Genomic DNA, 20,116 nt, shown 5'->3' with positions numbered 1-20,116 from the left:
TTTTTCCTATGGCAGCTTGATCGTTTTGTTTTCCCGTGACTCTTTGTACAGTACAACAGTATGCCCGATCAGCTGTACCAATTCCGCCCCTGCACCTGCAGCGAGATCCTCGGCCACTTCATGCTTGTCGTCATTGTTATTTTGCAAAATCGCTACCTTGATCAATTCACGCACTTCCAGCGCCTCTTTGATCTGGGTGATCATATTTTCATTAACTCCACCCTTCCCCACTTGAAAAATCGGGGTGAGATGGTGTGCTTCTGCGCGCAAAAAGCGCTTTTGCTTGCCGGTCAACATTGGCATGTCTCCTCTTGTCTTCCATGGTATTGGATTATTCTGCTGTTTTGGTCAATTGTTTCAGGACGGTGTCTCTCATGACCTCCGTCGGTGCTTTTTTACCTGTCCACAACTCAAAAGCCAGCGCACCTTGATTCACGAACATCCCCACGCCGGAGTGGACACGCGCCCCGATCGCTTTCGCTTCGGTGAGCAGACGTGTTTCCAACGGATTGTAGATCAGATCGCTCACGATTAAGCGGTCGTGCAGCCAATCGCTGGGCACTGGCATTTCATTTACATTCGGCAGCATCCCGATCGAAGTCGTATTGATCAGCAGAGAAGCATCTGCAATGGCGTCTTTTCCTTCTCCCTGCTCCACGATTCGAGTGGACACGATGGATTGCAGTGATTCTGCGAGAATGGTCGCTCTTTCACGCGAGCGGTTGATAATGCGAATTTCTTTTACCCCTTTTTCTGCAAGGGTAAAGGCAACTGCACGTGCCGCTCCGCCTGCTCCAACCATCGTGACGATCTGCTGGTCTAGCTCAAGTCCTGTCTCCTCCATGAGAGAGCGCACATATCCCATGCCGTCCGTATTGTAGCCGATCAAGCGGCCATCTTCGATTACTACGGTGTTTACGGCTCCAATGCGCTTGGCCAGCGGGTCAATCTCGTCGAGCATCGGCATGATTGCGACCTTGTGCGGGATCGTTACGTTGATTCCCTTGAGCCCCAGAGCGCGAATGCCCGCAACCGCATCCTCTAAACTGTTTGATTCGACATCAAAAGCAACATAGGCATAGCCAAGACCCGTTTCAGAAAATGCGGCATTATGCATCATCGGTGATTGTGAATGGGAAACCGGATGGCCGAAAAGACCAACCAGTTGTGTTTTACTCGTAATCATGATGCTCTCCTACCCCCTAATGGCTCTCTTTTGTCACACGCAAGGAACAAGGGCGGCGCTATTCTCTTGTGGAGGAGCTAGATCAGCCCTTTTCTGATCCCTACGCTTACGCCTTTAGGCGCATGAACAACGACGCTGGCTTCATGCTTGCCTTGCAGGCTGACCCAGCCCAGTCCAGAAATGACAATGTCCGTCGTCCCTGTCGGCCTGATTTTAAACGTATGCTTCACAAACGGCGGCAACGCTTTTGCGGCTTCTTCTCCCGTCGGCGGAACCAGCAGGCTGCCATGGTGCTTCGCCATGACCTCATCTGCGTTCTCCAGCTTCGTCCGGTGGATGTACAAATCGTTGTCCACATAAACGATAAACGGCTGGCGCTCTCCTTGCACGAAGTCGATGCGGGCAAGACCGCCCAAATAGAGCGTTTGGCCGTCGTTCAGCTGATACACCTTGGAATTGATGCGGCTGGTCGGGGTAATCTTGCGCAAATCCGCAGGCGAAATCATGTGTCCAATCTGATCGCGATTGATGATCCCTGGCGTGTCAAAGATGGAACGACCGTCTTCCAGTGGAATCTCAATCTTGTCCAGCGTTGTTCCAGGGAACGGAGAAGTGGTGATTTCCAGCTCAGCTGCCCCGTAATCGTGCAGGATGCGGTTAATCATCGTGGATTTCCCGACATTGGTCACACCGACGATGTAGACGTCTCGCCCTTTGCGCAACTCACCGATGCGGGCGAGCAGCTCGTCGATATGCAAGCCTTTTTGTGCACTGATCAAAACGACATCCTCGGGACGCAGCCCGCGTTCTTTTGCTTCGTGCTGCATCCAGTTGCGGACGCGATTCAGATTGATGTTGCGAGGGAGCAAATCGACCTTGTTCCCTACGAGCAGGATCGGATTTTTCCCTACAAAACGCGGCAAGCCCTTTAGCCACGAGCCTTGGAAATCAAAGATGTCCACGACCATGACGACCAGGGATTGGGTGGCTCCGATGCCGTCCAGAATCCGCAAAAAATCATCATCCCCCATGTTGACTGGGGCCACTTCATTGTAATGCTTGATGCGATAGCAGCGCTGGCAAATGACAACTCTACGCTCCAACGCGGACGGCGGGGCATAGCCCGGTCGCTTCGCATCTTCCGTCTGAATCGCAATACCGCATCCGGCACAGGAGCCGGACGTTTGATCCATCATGCTTTTCTCCTCCACGAAACCATTCCTTTCCGTTCCATCCAAATAAGGGCAACACGTTCCATCTGACGGTTGAAACGCGTCCAAAAACCATCGGTCTGGGCTACCGGTACCACCAAAATGGTATGAAACCCGAGCCGATTTCCTCCCAGCACATCCGTAAACAATTGATCGCCTATCACGACAGTCTCGGCAATCGTTACATTCATCTGTCGAACCGCCTGCAAAAAGGCACGGTTCGTGGGCTTGCGAGCCGCACTAATAAACCCGATCCCAAGCGGATTGCAGAAACGGTCAACGCGCTCACGGTTGTTGTTGGAGACGACGGTGACTTGTATGCCTGCGTCGTGCAAGCGTTTCAACCACTCCACTACTTCAGGCGTGGCAAGCGGCCTGTCCCATTCAACCAAGGTATTGTCCAGATCTGTAATCACTGCGCGAATCTTATTTCGTTTCAATTGATCTATATCAATGTGGTGGATCGATTCCACGAACTGATTGGGCATCAGCTTTTGTAAAAGCACGGGGCACCTCCAAATGATGTGAAGCAATCAACCGCGATTTCGGCACTTACTATACCATAATCGACCACCCTGTTGCAAAAGAAAAAGCGGTAGCCCTGCTTGCATATGGAATCTGAACCTTGTAGAATGGAGTAACCAAGAAAACTGTTTTTGTTTATTTGGTTTTCTAGACTCGATCGGGCAAGGAGGCGGTGCTTTATCAAGGACAGAATCATGCGTGGTTTCATTGAAGAGATTCGGGAAAAGGGCATGAAATTTTCCATGGACGATCTAGCCCGCAGACTCGGCATCAGCAAACGGACCCTGTATGAGCACTTTTCATCGAAGGTGGAGATTCTGGAGGCCATCATCGAGCATATCTTTCAAGAAGCGGATGAAAAAACGAAGCAAATCGTGGAAAACGAATCCATGACGCTTATCGAAAAAATAAAAGCGGTCATGATGGTACTGCCTACGCATTACGAAATGTATGACCTGCGCATCCTCGAGCAGATGAAGCGTTACTATCCTGAACAATATGCGCTGGTGAACACTCAGCTCTCTGACGACTGGGCGATGCTGCGCCAATTGATCGAACAGGGGATTCGGGAAGGCGTCATCGTCAACATGAATGTGACTCTCATGATGAAGCTGATTATCGATGCTTGCAACTCGACTCTCGACCAGCGATTCTACACCCAAAACCAAATAACGATGCATCAATCTCTGGAAGCAATTGCGGATGTGTTGCTTTTCGGACTGGTGCCAGTGGATAAAAGATAACTCTTTTATTCCCTTTTTTTGCGAAAACTATTTAAACACTTTTAGTTTTCTTAGTTACAAACCATTTTTGAGGTGAATGATCATGATGTTTTTTCCAAAAATGACAAAATCGCAACGGATCGGGCTGCTATTCGTTGTTTTGATCCTGTTTATCGACATGCTGCTCTACAGCTTGCTCATTCCCATCGTTCCCTATTTCACGGAGACGCTCAAGCCTTCGTCCACGATGATGGGAATCCTATTTAGCAGCTACGCAGTCGCCATGCTGATCGCAACACCCTTTTTCGGTCCGATTTCGGATCGGATCGGCCGTCGCATCATGCTGTTGATCGGTCTTGTGGGGCTCGCTATTTCCACAATACTCTTTGCTGTATCAGACTCACTCGCACTTTTGATTACGGCCCGCTTTGTCCAAGGGCTCGCTGCCGCTGCAACCTGGCCTACTGCGCTCGCCCTGCTGGCTGACCTGTTCCCGCCGAAAATGCGTGGAGCCATCATGGGGATTGCGTTGACTGCCATCTCTACCGGCACGCTGCTTGGGGCACCCATTGGCGGCTGGCTGTTTGAAATGAGCGGGCATCGCACCCCGTTTCTCGCTGCGGCTGCCTTTACGCTGATCAATATCATCCTGGTGTATGCCTTCCTGCGGGAGGAAACCACCCGAAGTGAAAGCGAGAAGCTCCAGGTAGGCGGTTTCCTGCGACATCCGCAGGTCGCCTTTATTGCCGGAATCGTGCTTTTGGCCGAAATCTCGCTTTGTCTGCTGGAGCCAACCCTGCCGGTCTTTATGACAGATAAGCTGAGCATCACACCGGCTGCGATCGGCCTGTTGTTCGCCGTCATGACGCTGGCTTACGGACTCATTGCTCCTGTCGCAGGTGCGCTGTCCAGCCGGTTTAATCCATTTACGCTCATGTTTGTCGGGATACTCTCGCTGGCAGTGTTCATGCCATTTCTGGTATGGGCTGGCACGCTCTGGCAGGCTGCACTTGCCATGGCGCTCGTAGGAGCCAGCGTGGGCTTCACATTGTCTCCCACTCTGGCCACTTTGGGAGAGATTATCGACCGCGGAGGAAGCGGAGCATACGGTACCGCATACTCGCTGTTTAACATGTTTCACGGCGTAGGAATGGTGGCTGGCCCTCTGGCTGGAGGAATACTGACAGATGTGCTGCCCGTTTCATCGGCAATCATTGCCGTCGCCGCAAGCATTTTCAGCTTTGGAATCTTGCTGTACGTCATGCTCAGAGCCAAGCAAAGCAGTCCATCAGCCTCTACTCACAAAGAGATGAAAATGTAACAGCCGCTCATAACCAAAACCCCCGCTCTCATGTGAGACGGGGGTTTCCCTTTAGGAAGCGGGATCTTCGTTTTGCCGCGCCGCCATCAACCGCAAGACGGACTCTTTCGGCGTCCAGCAATCAAACTGGTAATTCGGTCTCGTCTCGTATGTGAGACGCGAGCAACGGTACGTGACTTTCCCCGCATTCCTTTCTATGCGGAAGTGAACACAGCTCGCACAGCAGTGAAATGGATTCGGCACATCCATCAGCTACTCCCCCTATCTTCCCATTCGGAAGGGAAACATCGACAACTGCTCATAGCGTTCCTGCTGCGGCTCTGCAAAGTTGGAGAATCCTACCCCAACCAGCCGCACTCCCGGACTGTACTCAAAGGCATCGAGCAAATCATCCAGGAGATCCTGCCAATTGGCATCTGCCATCGCCTTGTGCTGCTTCGTTCTCTGGGTGAAGTCAGCGTATTTGATTTTCAGCGTAATGGTCTGGGGAATAACACCTTCCTGACGCACGTCTTCCTCGACTTCCCGCAAAAGGGAAGTCGCGATCGGGGCAATGGATTCCCGGTCGTACAGGTCAAATGGAAGAGTTGTTTCGCGGCTCACGGATTTCGGAGAGCGCTCCGTCACAATCTCGCGGTTGTCTTCTCCTCTGGCCCGGTAATAGAGCGAACGCCCCATCTTGCCGAACAGCTGAATGACTTCCTCCAGGGAAAGCTGCCAAAAGTCTTCTACCGTCTCGATCCCCTTTTTGGCGAGCACCTCCTGGGACTTTCTCCCGACGCCATTCAAGGTTCCGATCGGCAACGGCCTCAGGATGTCCAATACCTGCTCCGGCCTGATAATGACAAAGGCATCTGGCTTTTTTAGATCACTGGCAATTTTTGCGAGCGACATATTGTAGGAAAGTCCGATGCTGCAAGTCAGACCGGTTTCTTTTCGCACACGTCTTTTGATTTCCCGGGCGACAGGGACGGCATTCTCGTAGTCCGAAACATCCAGGTAAGCCTCATCCAGCCCGACAGTCTGATAGCTTTCCGTATATGCCGAGAAAATCTCGCGCACCTCAGCAGACTTTTCCACATATCGAGAATATCGGACGGGCAAGAAAATACCCTGCGGACATTTTTTCCGAGCCAGTGCGATCGGCATGGCAGAGCGCACACCGTATTTGCGCGCCTCATAGCTGCATGTCGACACGACACCGCGGCTTCCCGTACCTCCGACGATGACGGGCTTACCTCGAAGCTCCGGCTTATCCAGCTGCTCAACACTGGCAAAAAAAGCGTCTATATCCAAGTGCAGAATTTTTTTCATCAGCGAACGACCACCAAACATACATTCTCATATGGTAGTATTATCTCCATTTTTCGCTTTCTGCGCAAGATACAGACGCCCACGGCACTACTGTCACAAATTTTTCCAGGTAAAGTCTATGCTGAGAGTGCCGACCAGTTTTTCCTTCCTCGCGAACTTTCCTTTTGTAGCCAGCTGCGGCATGCGAAAACAGACAAGATCTTCGTGATAACCGAAGCTTCGGCATATTTCCGGCCTCGCGGTATGTATCCCGCATCGATCCTTGTTTTGATCATAGAACATGCACGTCCCGAACAGCCTCGGCTGATTTTCCAGTTCTTCGCGAATCTTTCGGGGCATCGTTTTAATCTGCTTCTGTATCCTTTTCCATTCCTGCTCTGTTATGGGAACAGGTCCGCAACAAAGACCTCTGCAACCTTCGCAAGGCAGTGCATTCATCCACTCTACAACCCCTCGACATGTTCTTATCAAGATGATTCCATCAAGAACATTATGAAAGGGAGAATTGAATTTGTAAATAATGAAATATTCTAATATAACACATTATTAATATTTTGTCAATGTTCTTTCTCGTTTCGAACAGTTCTTACTCGGACAAGACCTGCAGCAGCTCCGATACTGGAGGATTCCCTTTTTTGGCGTAAAGGATCGTTCCTTTTTTTCCAATGATATAGACGATGCGCTGCTGAAAAAACAACCCGAGGATCTTGCCGACGTCGTAGGCCTGACGAATGCTCTGGTCTGCGTCCACGATCAACGGAAAGCGATACCCGAACTTCCCCGCGAATGACTGCTTCTTTTCAAGCTCTGCCGGATTGATCCCGAACACAACGGTATCCGCATGCTCAAAGTCAGCGTAATTGTCTTGCACCGCACATAGCTGCTTGGTGCAGACTGGCGTATCATCACCGGGATAAAAGATCAGGACGATGTTCTTTTTCCCTATGTAGTCTCTCAAATCAATCGAGCCTTGCGTGCTGTTTGCCTGAAACAGTGGAGCTTTTGCACCTGTTTGCAGCATGCGGATCACCTCTTCGCCTCATAGTGGGATGTACCCATTAGTATACATTGCCTCGAGGGCAAAGAAAAACCGCCCTGCTGTCAGCAGAGCGGCTCTCGTTCTCTATTTCGCTTGTAGTTTCGTTTGCTTCACTTTCTCCACGAACGACTCTGCGATTTTTAGCATGTCGCTGTCATGGCCCCACATCCGTTCGGGATGCCATTGCAGTCCGACATGCAACCCGTCAAGGCTCTCAATCGCCTCGATTACACCGTCAGCCGCGCTGCCAGTCATAGCAAACCCAGGAGCGACGTCTTTTACCGCCTGATGATGCGAAGTGTTTACCAGAATCTCGGTCTTGCCGATCGCATCCGCGACAAATCCTGGCTGGAGTGTCACTTTATGTGCTCCGTATTGGCGTGATCCTTTTTGTGCGTGCTGGAATGCGCCTGGCACTTGACTGGGAATGTCCTGAATCAGAGTACCCCCACAGGCGACATTCAAAATCTGCATCCCCCGACAAATTCCCAGAATGGGCTTTTTCATCTCGAGAGCCAGCTTGATGACGGCAAGCTCAGCGAGATCCCGTTCGTACTCGATGCTGCCCAGCCCTTGCAGAGGCTCCTCTCCGTACAAGTGCGGAGCAGGGTCATCGCCGCCAGTCAGGATCAAACCGTCGAGTGACTCGAGCATGGCGCGAAACGGAGCGTCCGGATCAGTCAGCAGGGGCAGGATGAGCGGGATGCCGCCGCAGCGAGCAATCCCCTCTACATACCCGGAACCGACGTAAAAGTACTGGTCGAGATTGTTATTCGGGAAAAACATCTTGGTACACGCCACACCGATTATCGGACGCACACACGTCACTCCCTATCTTTATTTCTTTTCATTTGAAGCGTATTTGAAGTCGATAAAGCCGAGCGCGTCGACCACGACATCTTTTACACTGTCTTGCTTCACCCATGCATAGGTGTAATAGTAGATCGGCAGAGCAGGCATTTCGTCCATTACAATGGCGTCTGCTTTTTTGAGAATCTCTTTGCGTTTGGCTGCGTCGCCTTCTTTAGACGATTGTGCGAGCAGGTCGAGGAACTCTTTGTTCTCCCATTTCGATGTGTTCAGTCCGCCTTTGAACACTTCCAGGAAGTTGATCGGATCGTTGAAGTCTCCGATCCAGCTTCCGCGCCCGATCATGAAGTTGCCTTCTTTCATCTGTTCGCGGTGTACTTTATTTTCTTTATTCACCAGCTTCACTTCGATGCCAAATGCTTTTCTCCATTGGTCCTGAATCACCGTTGCGATGCGCTGGTTTGCTTCTGTCGTGTTGTACGCGATCGTGAGCTCAGGCAGCTTGGTCAAGCCTTCTTCCTTCATACCCTCTGCGAGCAGCTTCTTCGCCGTCTCCACATCGCCGTCCTTGATGTAGCCATCCGGATTCAGCGTCATGGTCGGAGGCAGAATGCCCAGCGCAGCGGTACTCTTGAACGGCACTACGCTTTCCGTGATTTCCTTGCGATTGACAGCAGTCGCAAACGCTTGGCGAATTTTCTTGTTGTCAAACGGCTTTTGTGTGGTGTTAAAGATGTACCAGTAAGTGCCCGCTGTTGCTTGCGATTGCATTTTTCCGGAATCTTTCAAGGAATCGAGAGCGTCGAGCGGCAGATCACCCAACGGGGAGCCCGCCCAGTCCAAGTCGCCATTTTCGAACATCGCCAATTCGGTGTTGGCATCTTCGATCATGTTGACGGTGAGCTTGGACAGCTTCACCGAATCTTTATCCCAATACGTGTCGTTTTTCGCAAATTCGATCTTGGATTTATGCTCCCAAGTCTTCAAAACGAACGGACCGTTTCCTACGTAAGTTTCAGGCTTCGATGCCCAATCCTTGCTTGCTTCCACTGCTTTTTGATTGACCGGGAAATACGTAACGGACGCAACCAGCTCTGGGAAGAACGGCGCCGGATTTTCCAGCGTCACCACAAGCGTTTTATCGTCGCTCGCTTTGACACCTACGTCTTCCGCTTTTGCTTTCTTGGAGTTGTACGCTTCCCCGTTTTTCAGGTAGTACATTTGATACGCATAGGAAGAGGCTGTTTCCGGATTCAGCACACGCTTCCACGCGTATTCAAAGTCATGGGCAGTGACCGCGTCTCCATTCGACCACTTCGAATCGCGCAGATGGAATGTGTAGGTCAGTCCGTCTGGAGATACCTCGTACTTCTCTGCGACCGCCTCTTTCAGCTCGCCCTTTTCATTCAGGCGCAAAAGGCCATCAAATGCTGCACGGGCAACAGACATCGAAGGGATATCTTCTGCCAGTCCAGGGTCGATCGTGTTTGGCTCACCTGTGTTCAGGTTGACCTGCATCGTTTGCGGGGCAGCGGATTGCTCAGACGCTGCTGAAGGCGTCTCCCCTGTTGTGCTCCCTTGTGGTGCGCCACAGCCTGCAAATGCCAAACTCGTCAGCAGCACCGCAAAAAATGATAGTTTCTTAAACCTTTTCATGAAAAAAACCCCCGTCTCTGGAATAATTCTTCTTGATTGTTAGGAGCATGACTAAATAATATTATCTTGAGAAAATTTTGTCTACAAAAAAGGAGATGGCGCAAAAATGCTCTCAAGTCTATCTACCCAGATCACTCAGCTCGTAAAAGAAGCTGGCGGTGAATGGGGCGTCTACCTGGAAGATTTGCACACCGGCGAGAAGCTCACCATGAACGAGCATCAACGATTCTATGCAGCAAGCATTATCAAAGTGCCGATCATGACGGCTGTTTTCGCTGAAGCATACGCCGGCAAGATTGCCTTGGAGCAAACCATCAAGCTGCGCCGAGAAGACTTGGTCGGCGGAGCTGGCGTACTGCAGCACATGACGCCCGGCACAGAAATCACCGTCCAAGATTTGGTCACCCTGATGATCATCCAAAGCGACAACACGGCCACTAACATGATGATCGATCTGGTCGGTACAGAGAGCATCCGCACTGCCATGAAGAAGACGGAAATGACAAACAGCCAGTTTTACAACAAGCTGATGGTCGTTCCAGCCGAGCTTGAGGGCTACAACGAGATCACGGCAGCTGACATGGGCTCGCATTTTCGTTATGTAGCAACCGGTAAAGTCATCTCGTATGACAGCTGCCTGAAGATGATGGCGATCCTGAAGCAGCAGCAGCACCGGGACCGCATCCCGCTTCTCTTCCCAGATCCGGACGGCGATTTCATCGGCATGGTGCCCAAATGGGAATTCGCCAACAAGACCGGCTCTGTGACAAAAATCACGCATGACACCGGCATTCTCTTTATCGGCTCCCACGCTGTGACGATCTGCCTGCTCAACAAAGGGCTTGAGCAAAAACCTGCAGCTGACGTCATGGCCCAGATCGGACGCCTCGTTTACGATCGCTACCAACAAGCTTAGGTTACGTGGACCCGCCGCAATGTTCGGTGGGTCTTTTTTATTTGGATGGGAATGGGTAAAAAGCGGGTGCCACTCTCTGATGGAAAAGGAGAGAGATACACCCGCTTACATCGTTTGATTATTTTTCCAAAATCAACTTGGATACATTCAAAGCGCTAGAGAAAGAGAGCTCGGACAGCTGTCCTTGTCCCTCACACCAGTCACCTGCAAAGAACAGGTTGCGATAATCCGGCAGGAACGTCGGCATTGGCTTTTGGTTCATCGTCCACTTGATCTCCTGTACAATGGCACGAGTGGAGACGCGTGGAACCACCAGCTGCTCACGCCAGCCTGGGAAGTGCTTGTCGTAGACTGCTTCGATTTCCAGCTTGCGTTGTTCTGCAGCTTCTTTGTTCCCGACTTCGGACTGGCGCATATAGGCCGTAGCCTGAAGCAGCTGTCCGCCTTCTGGGACACAGGTGTGATCATAGTAGGAAATATCCGTGATGAAGATGTTGTTTTGCTTGTCGTAAATGTAAGAGTACGGAACGTCGATTCTTTCTTTCAAACCGATGTCATACACCACTACGACAGTAGGCTCATACTCAGCGTGCTGGGCAATGGCATGCTCCAGACGCGTTTCTGCGAACACCTTGACCATTTCCTTCGGCGGAATGCAGCTGATGAATTCATCTGCCGTAAGCTCGCCCTCCGGTGTTACCACTCCCACTACGTGGTCTTCTTCTACGTGGAACTTCTCTACTTTTGTTTTCGTCAGAATGACGCCATTGTTCGCCTCGATGACGCGTACAAATTCGTTAATCAACGCTTGCCAGCCTCCGCCGATATACGAAACCGGTTTGTTCGTCTTAAACAGACGGCTGTAGTAAGAGAAGAATACGTCCGATGGAATTTTTTCCGGCTCACGAGTAAAGAAGTTGGAAGATGCCAGTGTCAGCATCATTTCTTTGACTTCCTCATTCACATTTTTCTTTTCCATCCATTTTTGAATGGACATGTGTGGATGCCCGGTTTCCATTCTCAGCATCGTTTTCAAGATTTCAAACGTAAACAATACTTTGTCCAAGCCTTTGAGCAGCTTGGTTTGAAACAGCCCTTGAACGTTGGCTGGAACCGCTGTCAAGTCGTTCCCGATATCGTACTTGGCTTTGGTCGGATTAAAGTCTTGCCAATCAATGTGAAGGTCCAGTTCTTTTTCAAACGTTCTCAAAACGGAGCTGTCCCTGGCATAAATCGCATGAGCCCCGAAGTTGAAATTGAATCCTTTAATCTTCAACGTTACGGCGCGACCACCTAATTGTCCGCGCTCCAATACTGCTACTTTTTTGCCTTTCGACGAAAGATAGGCGGCACTGGAGAGGCCAGCAAGTCCTCCGCCTACAATAACAACGTCATAGTGATTGGTTGTCATACACAATCTCCCCTACGCTACTCTCAATGTTGATAACCTAGTCTAAACCCTCTCCTAGGATAATGGATGGATCACTTGGAAGTCAACTATTATTGAACTGTGTCTATTTTTATACTGGTCGATACCATTAATTTCCTTATGCACTGCATGCTATGAGCCGCTCGTCCCTCCAAGCAGTATGCCCCCGCGTTTCAGGTATATCCAGACTATGAGGATCTTGCAGGACCCTAGAAAGGAAATAAAAATGCAGGGACCCAATCGCCCCTGCATCAGCTTGCCTATTTCTGCTCATTTCTCCTGGTCATTTGCTGCCAGACAGTCCCGCTGGCCGCTTCCCCGCTCTCGATGCGCTCTACAGCCATCTGCACCTGCAGGCTCACCTCGAACTCCGGATCGTGCTGAGCCTCGCGCAGCGCAGGCAGAGCGGATTCATCCCCTACTTCAAAAAGGAAGCGTGCTGCACGCCAGCGCACCAGCTTGTTGCGGTCCCCCAGCGCCTCACACATCGCGGCAGTCGCCCGAGGATCACCCAGATCTGAAAGCGTGTCGCCAGCCGTGCGTCGGACGGATACGGAATCGTCCTTGAGCGCTCGGAACAGCAGCGGGAAGACAGCATCGCCTCCCACCATCCCCAAATAGACGACCGCCAGCCTGCGGATCGACGGCTTGGCATCCCCGAGGGCTTTTTCCAGCACCGGCAAATCTTCCTCCGTCGGCTCCATTCGATCCAATGCAGCATAGCGGTTTTGCCAGTCCGGATCATCCAGCATGTCCAGTGTGACCACTTTCTTTTCACGAACGACCGGTGCTGGCGCTTCGCCCTCCCCGAGCTGCAGCGCACGCTCCACTAGCTCTTCCACTCGTTCTTCCGGATAGGAGGCCACGATTTCCTGCGCCACTTCTTCCCCGATCTCCCGCAAATCACCGTAGCGGACCCCATGCTCCACCCACTTGCGCTCCATGATCAGGTTGGGTGAGGCAGAGCCTGCCCGCATCGCCGCCTGGCCGAAACGCTCAGGCAAAGCTGCGCGGATTTGCTCGCTCCCCATCGTGACTTTCACTTGCATCGGCACTTCCCGGAACATTTGAATGAAGACTTGCGCCTCGCCAAAAGCTCCTCCCTCTGCCGCTGTCAGAACCGGCACCGCCATTCCTTCTCCTGCCTGAAGGATCTCGCGCGCTTGGGTCAAAATCCGCTGCCAGTCTGCATTTGATTTTCGCTCCAACGCCAAAAAGTCTGCCGTATGAAAGATCGATGTAACACCCTCAATCGCCAGCAGCTGCCCGATCATTTCAGGCAGTTTGGCTGCGCTCTCTTTTGTATAGACATGTTGGACACCATCCGGCAGACGCTCGTCCACACCCAGCTTCATCACGTTTGGGCTCGGCGTAGGTTCGATGGACAACAGTTTCATGCTCAGTCACTCCTTTTTCCGCACTCCTGTGTTGATCCTCTTTATCGTAGCACGGATTCCGATCACATATCCAATCTGACATGCACAGGAGTGCAGTTTGCCTGCCTACAGCTTCAGCGTGTAGTAATCGTTGGCTGATTTGACGACAAAGCCGCACGATTCGTACAGTCCCAGCGCATTGCTGTTTTCACAGGCAACTTCCAGAGACATCTGCTCAAAGCCTTTCTCCCGGATCAATTCGATGGTGTGCGCCAATGCTTGTCGGCCGTAGCCTTTCCCTTGTTGGTCAGGATGAACGCAGAATCCGAAAATGAACCCTTTCCCTTCACTGAACAGGACACTGATTTTCCCGACGTCTTGGCCGCCCGCGGCGATCAAATAGGTAATCCGGTTCGGCTCCGATTCGATTCTCTCGCTCATCTCCCGCGCACGGTCTTCCTCCATTTGAAAGCCGTGCACGTTCAGCCAGATCAGCGTCTCCAGATCTTCCGCTCCCGCCTCCCGCATTTGGATGCTGATCACAGGAAGCTGGTTTTTTTGCCCTTCAAGATCCATCCAATATTCCGAAAACTTGTACGTCGATCCAAGCTGTTCCATGCATGCTTTGCCAGTCAATGACTCACGCTGCACGATGAACAGTTGGTTCGGTATCTTTCTTTTGCCGCATTCTTCTGCTGCACGGGATTGCATCGCCCGGAAGATCCCCTTCCTGCGGTACTGCGGATGAACCATCCCGCTCACTTCCGCTTCTTCCCCATGGAAAACGTACAGCCCCAGGAATCCGACCAGCTTTCCATCCTCGTAGCACAAGAAATCCTCCGTCTGCTCTCCGGACCGATTGGCCAGCATGTCGGGATTCACTTTGAGATCGATTCCATCATGCTCATTGCACACGTTCACCAGTTCCTTGACTGCAGCCAATTCTTCCACCGACAGCTTGCTTTTACCCTGTACCTCATATCCCATTCGTTCCATGCCCCCTAAAAATAGTGCCGTTTGATTTCGGCAACCATTTCCTCCAGATTGTTCGCTACCTGCGGAATTGAATAACCAATGTACAAAGGAGATGTCACAAAGCGAGGAACGACCTTAGCGATCAGCTTTTCTCCCATCCGATAAAAGAAGAAATTGTAGCTCTGGCAGCGACGATTGACATGATTGAGAATCCAGTGCGCCAGGATTTGCAGATATTCCGCCATTCTCGGCAATCCTTCCCAATCCGATAAGATCACATTGTATTCGAAAAATCCCGCCCGCGGATGCGTCGACAGCGTACACTCCACTCCCCGTCCGCGGTCGATCAGGATGCCTTCAAAATCACTTTCCTTTACTTGTCTGTGATAATCGTACTCATGCAAGCCAACAATTTGCATATGTGGATGGCGTATGCTGCCTCCAGAATAAGGGCCGTGATTCTTGAAAAACAGCACCGATTGATAGGCCCCGCTGTTCTCCAGCTCCAGCCATTTTTCCACTCCAAAAGCGAGCAGCTCGTGCACATGTTCCTTGGTATAGGTGGACCAGTCACCTTCACACTCATCCGACTCAATCAATACGGTCTGATAGGTATCCTGCAAAACGGGAAATTTGTTCATCAGCCAGATCATGGGCCCGCGTTGTTCCAGCACATCCGTGAGACTGTTCGTGTCGCAAAACGGACAAGCGGTTTCCCGGTTAATCACGCTTTCCGGTTTTTTTCTGCCAATATGCATGTTAAAGTGCAGATGAGTCTGCGTCATCCGAGTGTCCCTCCTAATTGCCACCTACTTCCACTTTACACGGAATTCGGGAGAAAATCATTTCGTTTTTCATTCTACTATTTTTATGTAATGTCCTTCACAAAAGTAAGCGAAAGCGTTACGATAGCTGATAGATCCCAGACATAGAGGAGGTCTCACATGATTGACGTACGTAAAGCCGGATCCCGTTATTCGGCAGATCACGGCTGGTTGAAAAGCAATTTCAGTTTTTCCTTCGCTGACTATTATGATCCTGACAATATGGGCTTTGGGCCCTTGCGTGTTTTCAATGACGACACCGTAGCACCGCAGATGGGCTTTGGCTCCCATCCCCACCGCGAAATGGAGATCGTCTCGATCGTGCTCCAAGGACAGCTCGGGCATCAGGACAGCACGGGACGGCAGGAAGTCGTTCAACCGGGCGAGGTCCAGAGAATGAGCGCAGGTACGGGCATCATCCATTCGGAAATGAATCCGTCAGCTACTGAAGAAGTAAAGTTCCTCCAGCTGTGGTTTGAGCCAGCCCAATACGGACTTGTTCCTTCCTACGAGCAAAAGGCATACGACCCTGCGAAGCTGCGAAATCAGCTGCTCCCCGTCGTATCGCCTGTGGGCGGCGAAGAAATCGCAAAGATCCATCAAGATCTGACGCTGTACCTTTCCCGCCTGGATGCCGGGGAGACCATCCACTTTCAACAAAGCGAGAAGAGACGGACGTACCTTTTCGTCATGGAAGGGGAGCTTTCGGTCAATTCGGAAGCCACCTTGGAAACAAGAGACGCAGCCCGCATCACTTCGACAACCAGTCTCGCTATCACCGCGAGCAGCAGCGCTTACTTCATGCTGATTGATCTGCCCTGACGCACCTTCGCGCAGCCTATTTTTCCAATAGGCTGCGTTTTCCTTTTTTAACGTGTTAGAATTTTAAGTGAAGAACGCTTTGGTTAAACTTCCCTCTATTGTGCGGTCGCTCCTCTTCGATACCGTTTTTTTATCTCAACGGGATCGCATACAATGGTAATAGTGAAGCTCGGAAAGGTGTTGGATGACATGGAAAGATCTTTTTATTATCCGGTCAGCTGGAGCGAGGCGCACAAGTACAAACTGCAGCTCGATCAGGAAGGCGTTCCTTACGAAATTCAATCCCCCTTGGACTTGCCCATATTGGAAAAAGGCCAGCTTGCCATCGTCTTTCCCTCTATCCCCCTGCGCATGTACGCTTGGGTGAGAACGCTATTTTATCGAGACGGCCTGCGTTATCCCGACCAGTATTCCTACGATTTCGGAGCGCGTTGAACTCTTGCAGCACAGGTACGGCTCCGCCCCGCTCACATAGGATAGGGTAGAACGTGATCCCGATCATCCATGAGAGGTGACGCTATTGCCGGCATACAACATCCGCATTTCCATCGCAGACCTGCGACTGGATCTTTTTGATGGCTCCAAGCTGGTCCGCTCCTTTCCGGTCGCACTGGGCAAAATCGCAACCTCCACTCCACACGGTGATTTTACGATCGTGAATAAAGTACCTTACCCTGATTCCTACCCGGGCGGTCCCTTGAGTGTTTTCGGCACCTATTGGCTCGGATTGAGCAAGCCCCATTATGGCATACACGGCACCAACAATCCTTCCTCCATCGGCCAGTATGTATCCCATGGCTGCATCCGCATGTACAACCAGGACGTAAATACCTTGGCCAGCCTTGTTTCCATCGGCACGCCTGTCCGAATCAGAGCCCGGTAGGTGATCAAGAAGGAATGAAAAGCAAAGACCCGCCTCCTTTTTCCTGAGGCGGGTCTTTCTCACATGAGACGAGATCTTTCTGTTCCTACGACTTCATCTTCACCTGATTCGAAATACACCAGATATCTTCTAGCTTGTTTGTACATGATAGACAAAGTCAGTTCCCTTATCTTGTTCATCACTACGTCTTTTCGTTCCGGTTGAAGCTCTACTGCGAGCTTCTCTTCTTGCTGGGCCAGATAAGACATTACCCATTCAGGGTCTAACTTGTAGGCAGGCAACGACAGCGACTCCTCTACTAAGTAATCTACTTCAGTCTACAGAAGGCCACTGCCATTTCACAGCCACAATTACTGGCTAGATACACAGAGATTGGCACAGCGGGAGGGAATTATTGGGGCTCCCAGCTCACAAATTCGTTCGGATGGCGACGGATGTACTGGCCGATGTCTCGGAGAGTATGAGGAACTTGGCGTTGATACTCTACATAGAAGGAAGTGATCTGTTCCCTGAGCTTGCGATCGTCATCCATGTCCAGGACGGTAAATTCAGCCATCGACTTGCCCAGTCTTCGATTTCTTTCTTCCAAAACAAGGATGGTACCTTCCAGGATCGCGAGAAGCTCTTGCTGTTCGTAAAACCGAAGACCGGCCACAATGCCTATCCAGTACGAGAATTCCTGCTGCGTATAAGCTAGCCAGCCAGCAAACTCCCCTGCAGATGGACATGCGTGATCATGCAAGACGTGAAACATGAATAAGGCCCGTTGCCCCGGCGTCAGTCGTTCATACGCCTGTGCTTTTACAGATGGGTCCTTTCCCCTCAACGGATGCAGGATCGGCTCGATGCAAGCCCGCCCGAGCTCCTCTGTCTCCATCTTTTCAAACTTCTCCCGATTCATCACTATACCCATTCCATCACGCTCCCATGGAGTTAGTATAGTGCCAATTTTTTGTACCAGCAATGCCAAGAATCCGTACAAAAACCCCAAAGGAGAGCTTTCCTCTCGCTTGGGGGTACCGACATCACTTTCCTTGTTCCAATTCTTCGATCATAGCCGACAGCTCCGCCCAACGTTCGACGGCAGCTTCCAGCTGGGATGCGACCTGCTGTTCTTCGGCGTACAGCTTCTCGACTTTCCCGTAGTCGCTGCCTGAAGCAGCAATCTCTGCCTTCAGCTTGACGCTGCGCTCTTCCAATGCCGCGATTTTGCCCTCAATCTCATCCCATTCCTTTTGATCCTTGTAGGACAGCTTTTTCGTGCGATTGTTCCCGCGGTTGGCATTGCTGTTCTCACTCTTGTCTTTCGCTTCCGCTGCAGCAGGCGGCAGCACGGTCTTTTCAAGTCGGCGTTCATCCAGATACTCGGAATAATTGCCGGTAAAATGGCGTATTTTCCCTTGGCCCTCGAAGGCAAACAAATGATCGACAGTCCGGTCCAGGAAATAGCGGTCATGGGAAACCGTGATGACTGCCCCTGGGAAATGCTCCAGGTAGTCTTCCAAAATACTGAGGGTCTGGATGTCCAGGTCGTTGGTCGGCTCATCCAAAAAGAGAACATTCGGCTCGCCCATCAGCGTACGCAGCAAATAAAGGCGGCGGCGCTCCCCGCCAGACAGCTTGGAAATCGGCGTATACTGCATGTGCGGAGAAAAGAGAAATCGCTCCAGCATTTGCGAGGCTGTGATCATTTCTCCGCTGCTGGTCTGGATGACTTCCGCGGCTTCTTTTACATACTCAATCACGCGCAGCTTTTCATTCATCTCGACGCTGTCCTGCGTGTAGTAGGCGATCTTTACGGTCTGTCCTACATCAATCGTGCCAGAATCAGGCTGCAGCCTTCCCGCCAGCATGTTGAGCAGCGTGGATTTTCCGCTGCCGTTTGGCCCGATGATCCCCACTCGATCTCCCGGCAAGACGATATAGCTGAAATCTGAAATGAGTGTGCGGTCACCGTACGATTTGCTAACACTTTCTATCTCGATGACTTTTTTGCCCAAACGGCTTGCCCCGAGCGCCATGTCCATCTTAGCTGCCTGACCTTCTACGACGCGATCACGCAGTTCCTCAGCACGCTGGACGCGGGCCTTTTGCTTGGTGGTGCGAGCCTTTGCCCCGCGTCGAAGCCATGCGAGCTCCCTGCGCAACAGATTTTGCCGCTTGCTCTCTGCTGCCGCCTCGTTTTCTTCGCGCTCTGCCTTCTTCTCCAGAAACGTCGCATAGTTGCCCTCGTAGCTGTACAGCTTGCCTTTATCCAGCTCAAACGTCCTGTTGGTCACACGATCCAGGAAATAGCGGTCGTGGGTAACGAGCAGGAGTGCCCCTTTATACCGGGACAGATACTCCTCCAGCCATTCTACGGTTTCATTGTCGATATGGTTCGTCGGCTCGTCCAGAATCAGCAGGTCTGCCGGCTGAATCAGCGCCCGGGCCATCGCGACCCGCTTTCGCTGCCCTCCTGATAACTCGCTCACTTTTTGCGTGAAATCGTGCAGGCCCAGCTGCGTCAAAATCATTTTTGCCTGCGTACTGCTCTCCCACGCGTCGGCTGCATCCATCTTGCTTTGCAGCGAAAATACGCGTTGTTGCTTTTTCTCATCGTCCGGCGCAGTCTGCAGGTCCGCCAATGCGCCTTCGTATTCACGCAAAAGCTGGATCAATGGAGAGTCCCCGTAAAATACCTGGTCCAAAACGGACGAATCTTCGTCAAAGCTAGGATTTTGCGGCAAGTATTCGGCATGAAAACGATTGGCGTGAACGAGCTTTCCGCTATCTGGCGTATCGAGCCCCGCCACGATTTTCAGCAGGGAGGACTTTCCCGTGCCATTCACGCCGATCAGACCAATTCGCTGCTGCTCTGCAATATGAAAAGAGATGTTATCAAACAATACTTTCTCTCCATAGCTTTTGGAGAGGTTCTCTACGGATAAGATTTGCATGGTAGTCACCTGTACTTTTCTATTTGCCTGATGCAAATGAATGCTATATCCGATGGTAACATGTTTTGCAAGGAAGCTCTAGGGAGGAACTCACGAAATTGTAGTCGGGTATTTCGCCACACGGAACTACTGGAAACAAATGGATTTTAAGCGTCATTATGGTAATAT

At 51.3% G+C, this 20,116-nt stretch carries 23 protein-coding genes; 6 read left to right on the top strand and 17 right to left on the bottom strand.

Features of this window, described 5'->3' with window-relative positions:
- Window positions 1-6 precede the first annotated feature (6 nt).
- The 4 genes from yhbY to JNE38_RS10530 all read right to left on the bottom strand — a co-directional run bounded on the left by yhbY (window position 7) and on the right by JNE38_RS10530 (window position 2,903).
- On the bottom strand, window positions 7-297 hold the full coding sequence (gene yhbY / locus JNE38_RS10545; RefSeq protein WP_055743216.1) for a ribosome assembly RNA-binding protein YhbY: 291 nt from the start codon (window positions 295-297) through the stop codon (window positions 7-9).
- A gap of 34 nt (window positions 298-331) precedes the next feature.
- Window positions 332-1,186, bottom strand: a complete 855-nt coding sequence (locus tag JNE38_RS10540; protein WP_203356510.1) for a shikimate dehydrogenase — start codon at window positions 1,184-1,186, stop codon at window positions 332-334.
- 77 nt (window positions 1,187-1,263) lie between these two features.
- Entirely contained in the window at window positions 1,264-2,382 is a 1,119-nt protein-coding gene (yqeH, locus tag JNE38_RS10535) for a ribosome biogenesis GTPase YqeH (protein ID WP_203356509.1), read from the bottom strand.
- Window positions 2,379-2,903, bottom strand: coding sequence for a YqeG family HAD IIIA-type phosphatase (locus JNE38_RS10530; RefSeq protein WP_203356508.1), 525 nt, complete (start codon window positions 2,901-2,903; stop codon window positions 2,379-2,381). The genes yqeH and JNE38_RS10530 overlap by 4 nt, the downstream gene beginning before the upstream one ends.
- Window positions 2,904-3,116: 213 nt before the next feature.
- Here JNE38_RS10530 and JNE38_RS10525 point away from each other — a divergent pair, with 213 nt between their 5' ends.
- Both JNE38_RS10525 and JNE38_RS10520 read left to right on the top strand, forming a co-directional pair.
- Window positions 3,117-3,665, top strand: coding sequence for a TetR/AcrR family transcriptional regulator (locus JNE38_RS10525; protein ID WP_238933615.1), 549 nt, complete (start codon window positions 3,117-3,119; stop codon window positions 3,663-3,665).
- Between the two features lie 82 nt (window positions 3,666-3,747).
- Complete coding sequence (locus tag JNE38_RS10520; protein ID WP_203356507.1) at window positions 3,748-4,965, top strand: MFS transporter; 1,218 nt, start codon at window positions 3,748-3,750, stop codon at window positions 4,963-4,965.
- Window positions 4,966-5,016: 51 nt separating this feature from the next.
- On the opposite strand, the gene JNE38_RS10515 is transcribed toward JNE38_RS10520, so the two are convergent.
- The 6 genes from JNE38_RS10515 to JNE38_RS10490 all read right to left on the bottom strand — a co-directional run bounded on the left by JNE38_RS10515 (window position 5,017) and on the right by JNE38_RS10490 (window position 9,784).
- A complete protein-coding gene (locus JNE38_RS10515; protein WP_203356506.1) occupies window positions 5,017-5,214 on the bottom strand; it encodes a hypothetical protein in 198 nt (65 codons plus the stop codon).
- Window positions 5,215-5,226: 12 nt separating this feature from the next.
- Window positions 5,227-6,279, bottom strand: coding sequence for a DNA polymerase IV (locus tag JNE38_RS10510; protein WP_203356505.1), 1,053 nt, complete (start codon window positions 6,277-6,279; stop codon window positions 5,227-5,229).
- Between the two features lie 93 nt (window positions 6,280-6,372).
- Complete coding sequence (locus JNE38_RS10505) at window positions 6,373-6,717, bottom strand: YkgJ family cysteine cluster protein (protein WP_203356504.1); 345 nt, start codon at window positions 6,715-6,717, stop codon at window positions 6,373-6,375.
- Between the two features lie 148 nt (window positions 6,718-6,865).
- Complete coding sequence (locus JNE38_RS10500; protein ID WP_203356503.1) at window positions 6,866-7,300, bottom strand: peroxiredoxin; 435 nt, start codon at window positions 7,298-7,300, stop codon at window positions 6,866-6,868.
- A 102-nt stretch (window positions 7,301-7,402) separates the two neighbouring features.
- Window positions 7,403-8,137, bottom strand: a complete 735-nt coding sequence (locus JNE38_RS10495; RefSeq protein ID WP_203356502.1) for a gamma-glutamyl-gamma-aminobutyrate hydrolase family protein — start codon at window positions 8,135-8,137, stop codon at window positions 7,403-7,405.
- An 18-nt stretch (window positions 8,138-8,155) separates the two neighbouring features.
- Complete coding sequence (locus JNE38_RS10490; protein ID WP_203356501.1) at window positions 8,156-9,784, bottom strand: peptide ABC transporter substrate-binding protein; 1,629 nt, start codon at window positions 9,782-9,784, stop codon at window positions 8,156-8,158.
- A gap of 106 nt (window positions 9,785-9,890) precedes the next feature.
- Here JNE38_RS10490 and JNE38_RS10485 point away from each other — a divergent pair, with 106 nt between their 5' ends.
- On the top strand, window positions 9,891-10,700 hold the full coding sequence (locus tag JNE38_RS10485) for a serine hydrolase (RefSeq protein WP_203356500.1): 810 nt from the start codon (window positions 9,891-9,893) through the stop codon (window positions 10,698-10,700).
- A gap of 118 nt (window positions 10,701-10,818) precedes the next feature.
- On the opposite strand, the gene JNE38_RS10480 is transcribed toward JNE38_RS10485, so the two are convergent.
- From JNE38_RS10480 to JNE38_RS10465, 4 genes are all read right to left on the bottom strand, one after another.
- A complete protein-coding gene (locus JNE38_RS10480; protein WP_203356499.1) occupies window positions 10,819-12,111 on the bottom strand; it encodes a phytoene desaturase family protein in 1,293 nt (430 codons plus the stop codon).
- A gap of 278 nt (window positions 12,112-12,389) precedes the next feature.
- Window positions 12,390-13,526, bottom strand: a complete 1,137-nt coding sequence (locus JNE38_RS10475) for a virulence factor (protein ID WP_203356498.1) — start codon at window positions 13,524-13,526, stop codon at window positions 12,390-12,392.
- 105 nt (window positions 13,527-13,631) lie between these two features.
- Complete coding sequence (locus JNE38_RS10470) at window positions 13,632-14,492, bottom strand: GNAT family N-acetyltransferase (RefSeq protein ID WP_203356497.1); 861 nt, start codon at window positions 14,490-14,492, stop codon at window positions 13,632-13,634.
- 14 nt (window positions 14,493-14,506) lie between these two features.
- Window positions 14,507-15,265, bottom strand: a complete 759-nt coding sequence (locus JNE38_RS10465; RefSeq protein ID WP_203356496.1) for a DUF4931 domain-containing protein — start codon at window positions 15,263-15,265, stop codon at window positions 14,507-14,509.
- Window positions 15,266-15,424: 159 nt separating this feature from the next.
- Between JNE38_RS10465 and JNE38_RS10460 the strand changes: the two genes are divergently transcribed.
- From JNE38_RS10460 to JNE38_RS10450, 3 genes are all read left to right on the top strand, one after another.
- On the top strand, window positions 15,425-16,126 hold the full coding sequence (locus JNE38_RS10460; protein WP_203356495.1) for a pirin family protein: 702 nt from the start codon (window positions 15,425-15,427) through the stop codon (window positions 16,124-16,126).
- 189 nt (window positions 16,127-16,315) lie between these two features.
- The gene (locus JNE38_RS10455; protein WP_203356494.1) at window positions 16,316-16,561 is read left to right on the top strand and encodes a hypothetical protein; all 246 of its coding nucleotides are present in this window, start codon (window positions 16,316-16,318) and stop codon (window positions 16,559-16,561) included.
- Window positions 16,562-16,646: 85 nt separating this feature from the next.
- Window positions 16,647-17,009: a L,D-transpeptidase gene (locus tag JNE38_RS10450; protein WP_428993698.1), complete on the top strand. Its 363-nt coding sequence runs from the start codon at window positions 16,647-16,649 to the stop codon at window positions 17,007-17,009.
- A 59-nt stretch (window positions 17,010-17,068) separates the two neighbouring features.
- Here the strand turns inward: JNE38_RS10450 and JNE38_RS10445 are convergent, their stop codons facing one another.
- The 3 genes from JNE38_RS10445 to JNE38_RS10435 all read right to left on the bottom strand — a co-directional run bounded on the left by JNE38_RS10445 (window position 17,069) and on the right by JNE38_RS10435 (window position 19,948).
- On the bottom strand, window positions 17,069-17,290 hold the full coding sequence (locus tag JNE38_RS10445) for a hypothetical protein (RefSeq protein ID WP_203356492.1): 222 nt from the start codon (window positions 17,288-17,290) through the stop codon (window positions 17,069-17,071).
- A 110-nt stretch (window positions 17,291-17,400) separates the two neighbouring features.
- On the bottom strand, window positions 17,401-17,922 hold the full coding sequence (locus JNE38_RS10440) for a hypothetical protein (protein WP_203356491.1): 522 nt from the start codon (window positions 17,920-17,922) through the stop codon (window positions 17,401-17,403).
- Window positions 17,923-18,034: 112 nt separating this feature from the next.
- Window positions 18,035-19,948: an ABC-F family ATP-binding cassette domain-containing protein gene (locus JNE38_RS10435; protein WP_203356490.1), complete on the bottom strand. Its 1,914-nt coding sequence runs from the start codon at window positions 19,946-19,948 to the stop codon at window positions 18,035-18,037.
- Window positions 19,949-20,116: the final 168 nt, after the last annotated feature.

This window comes from Brevibacillus choshinensis (assembly GCF_016811915.1).
Taxonomy (GTDB): Bacteria; Bacillota; Bacilli; order Brevibacillales; family Brevibacillaceae; genus Brevibacillus; species Brevibacillus choshinensis_A.
This window is presented reverse-complemented; position numbering and strand designations above follow the sequence as displayed.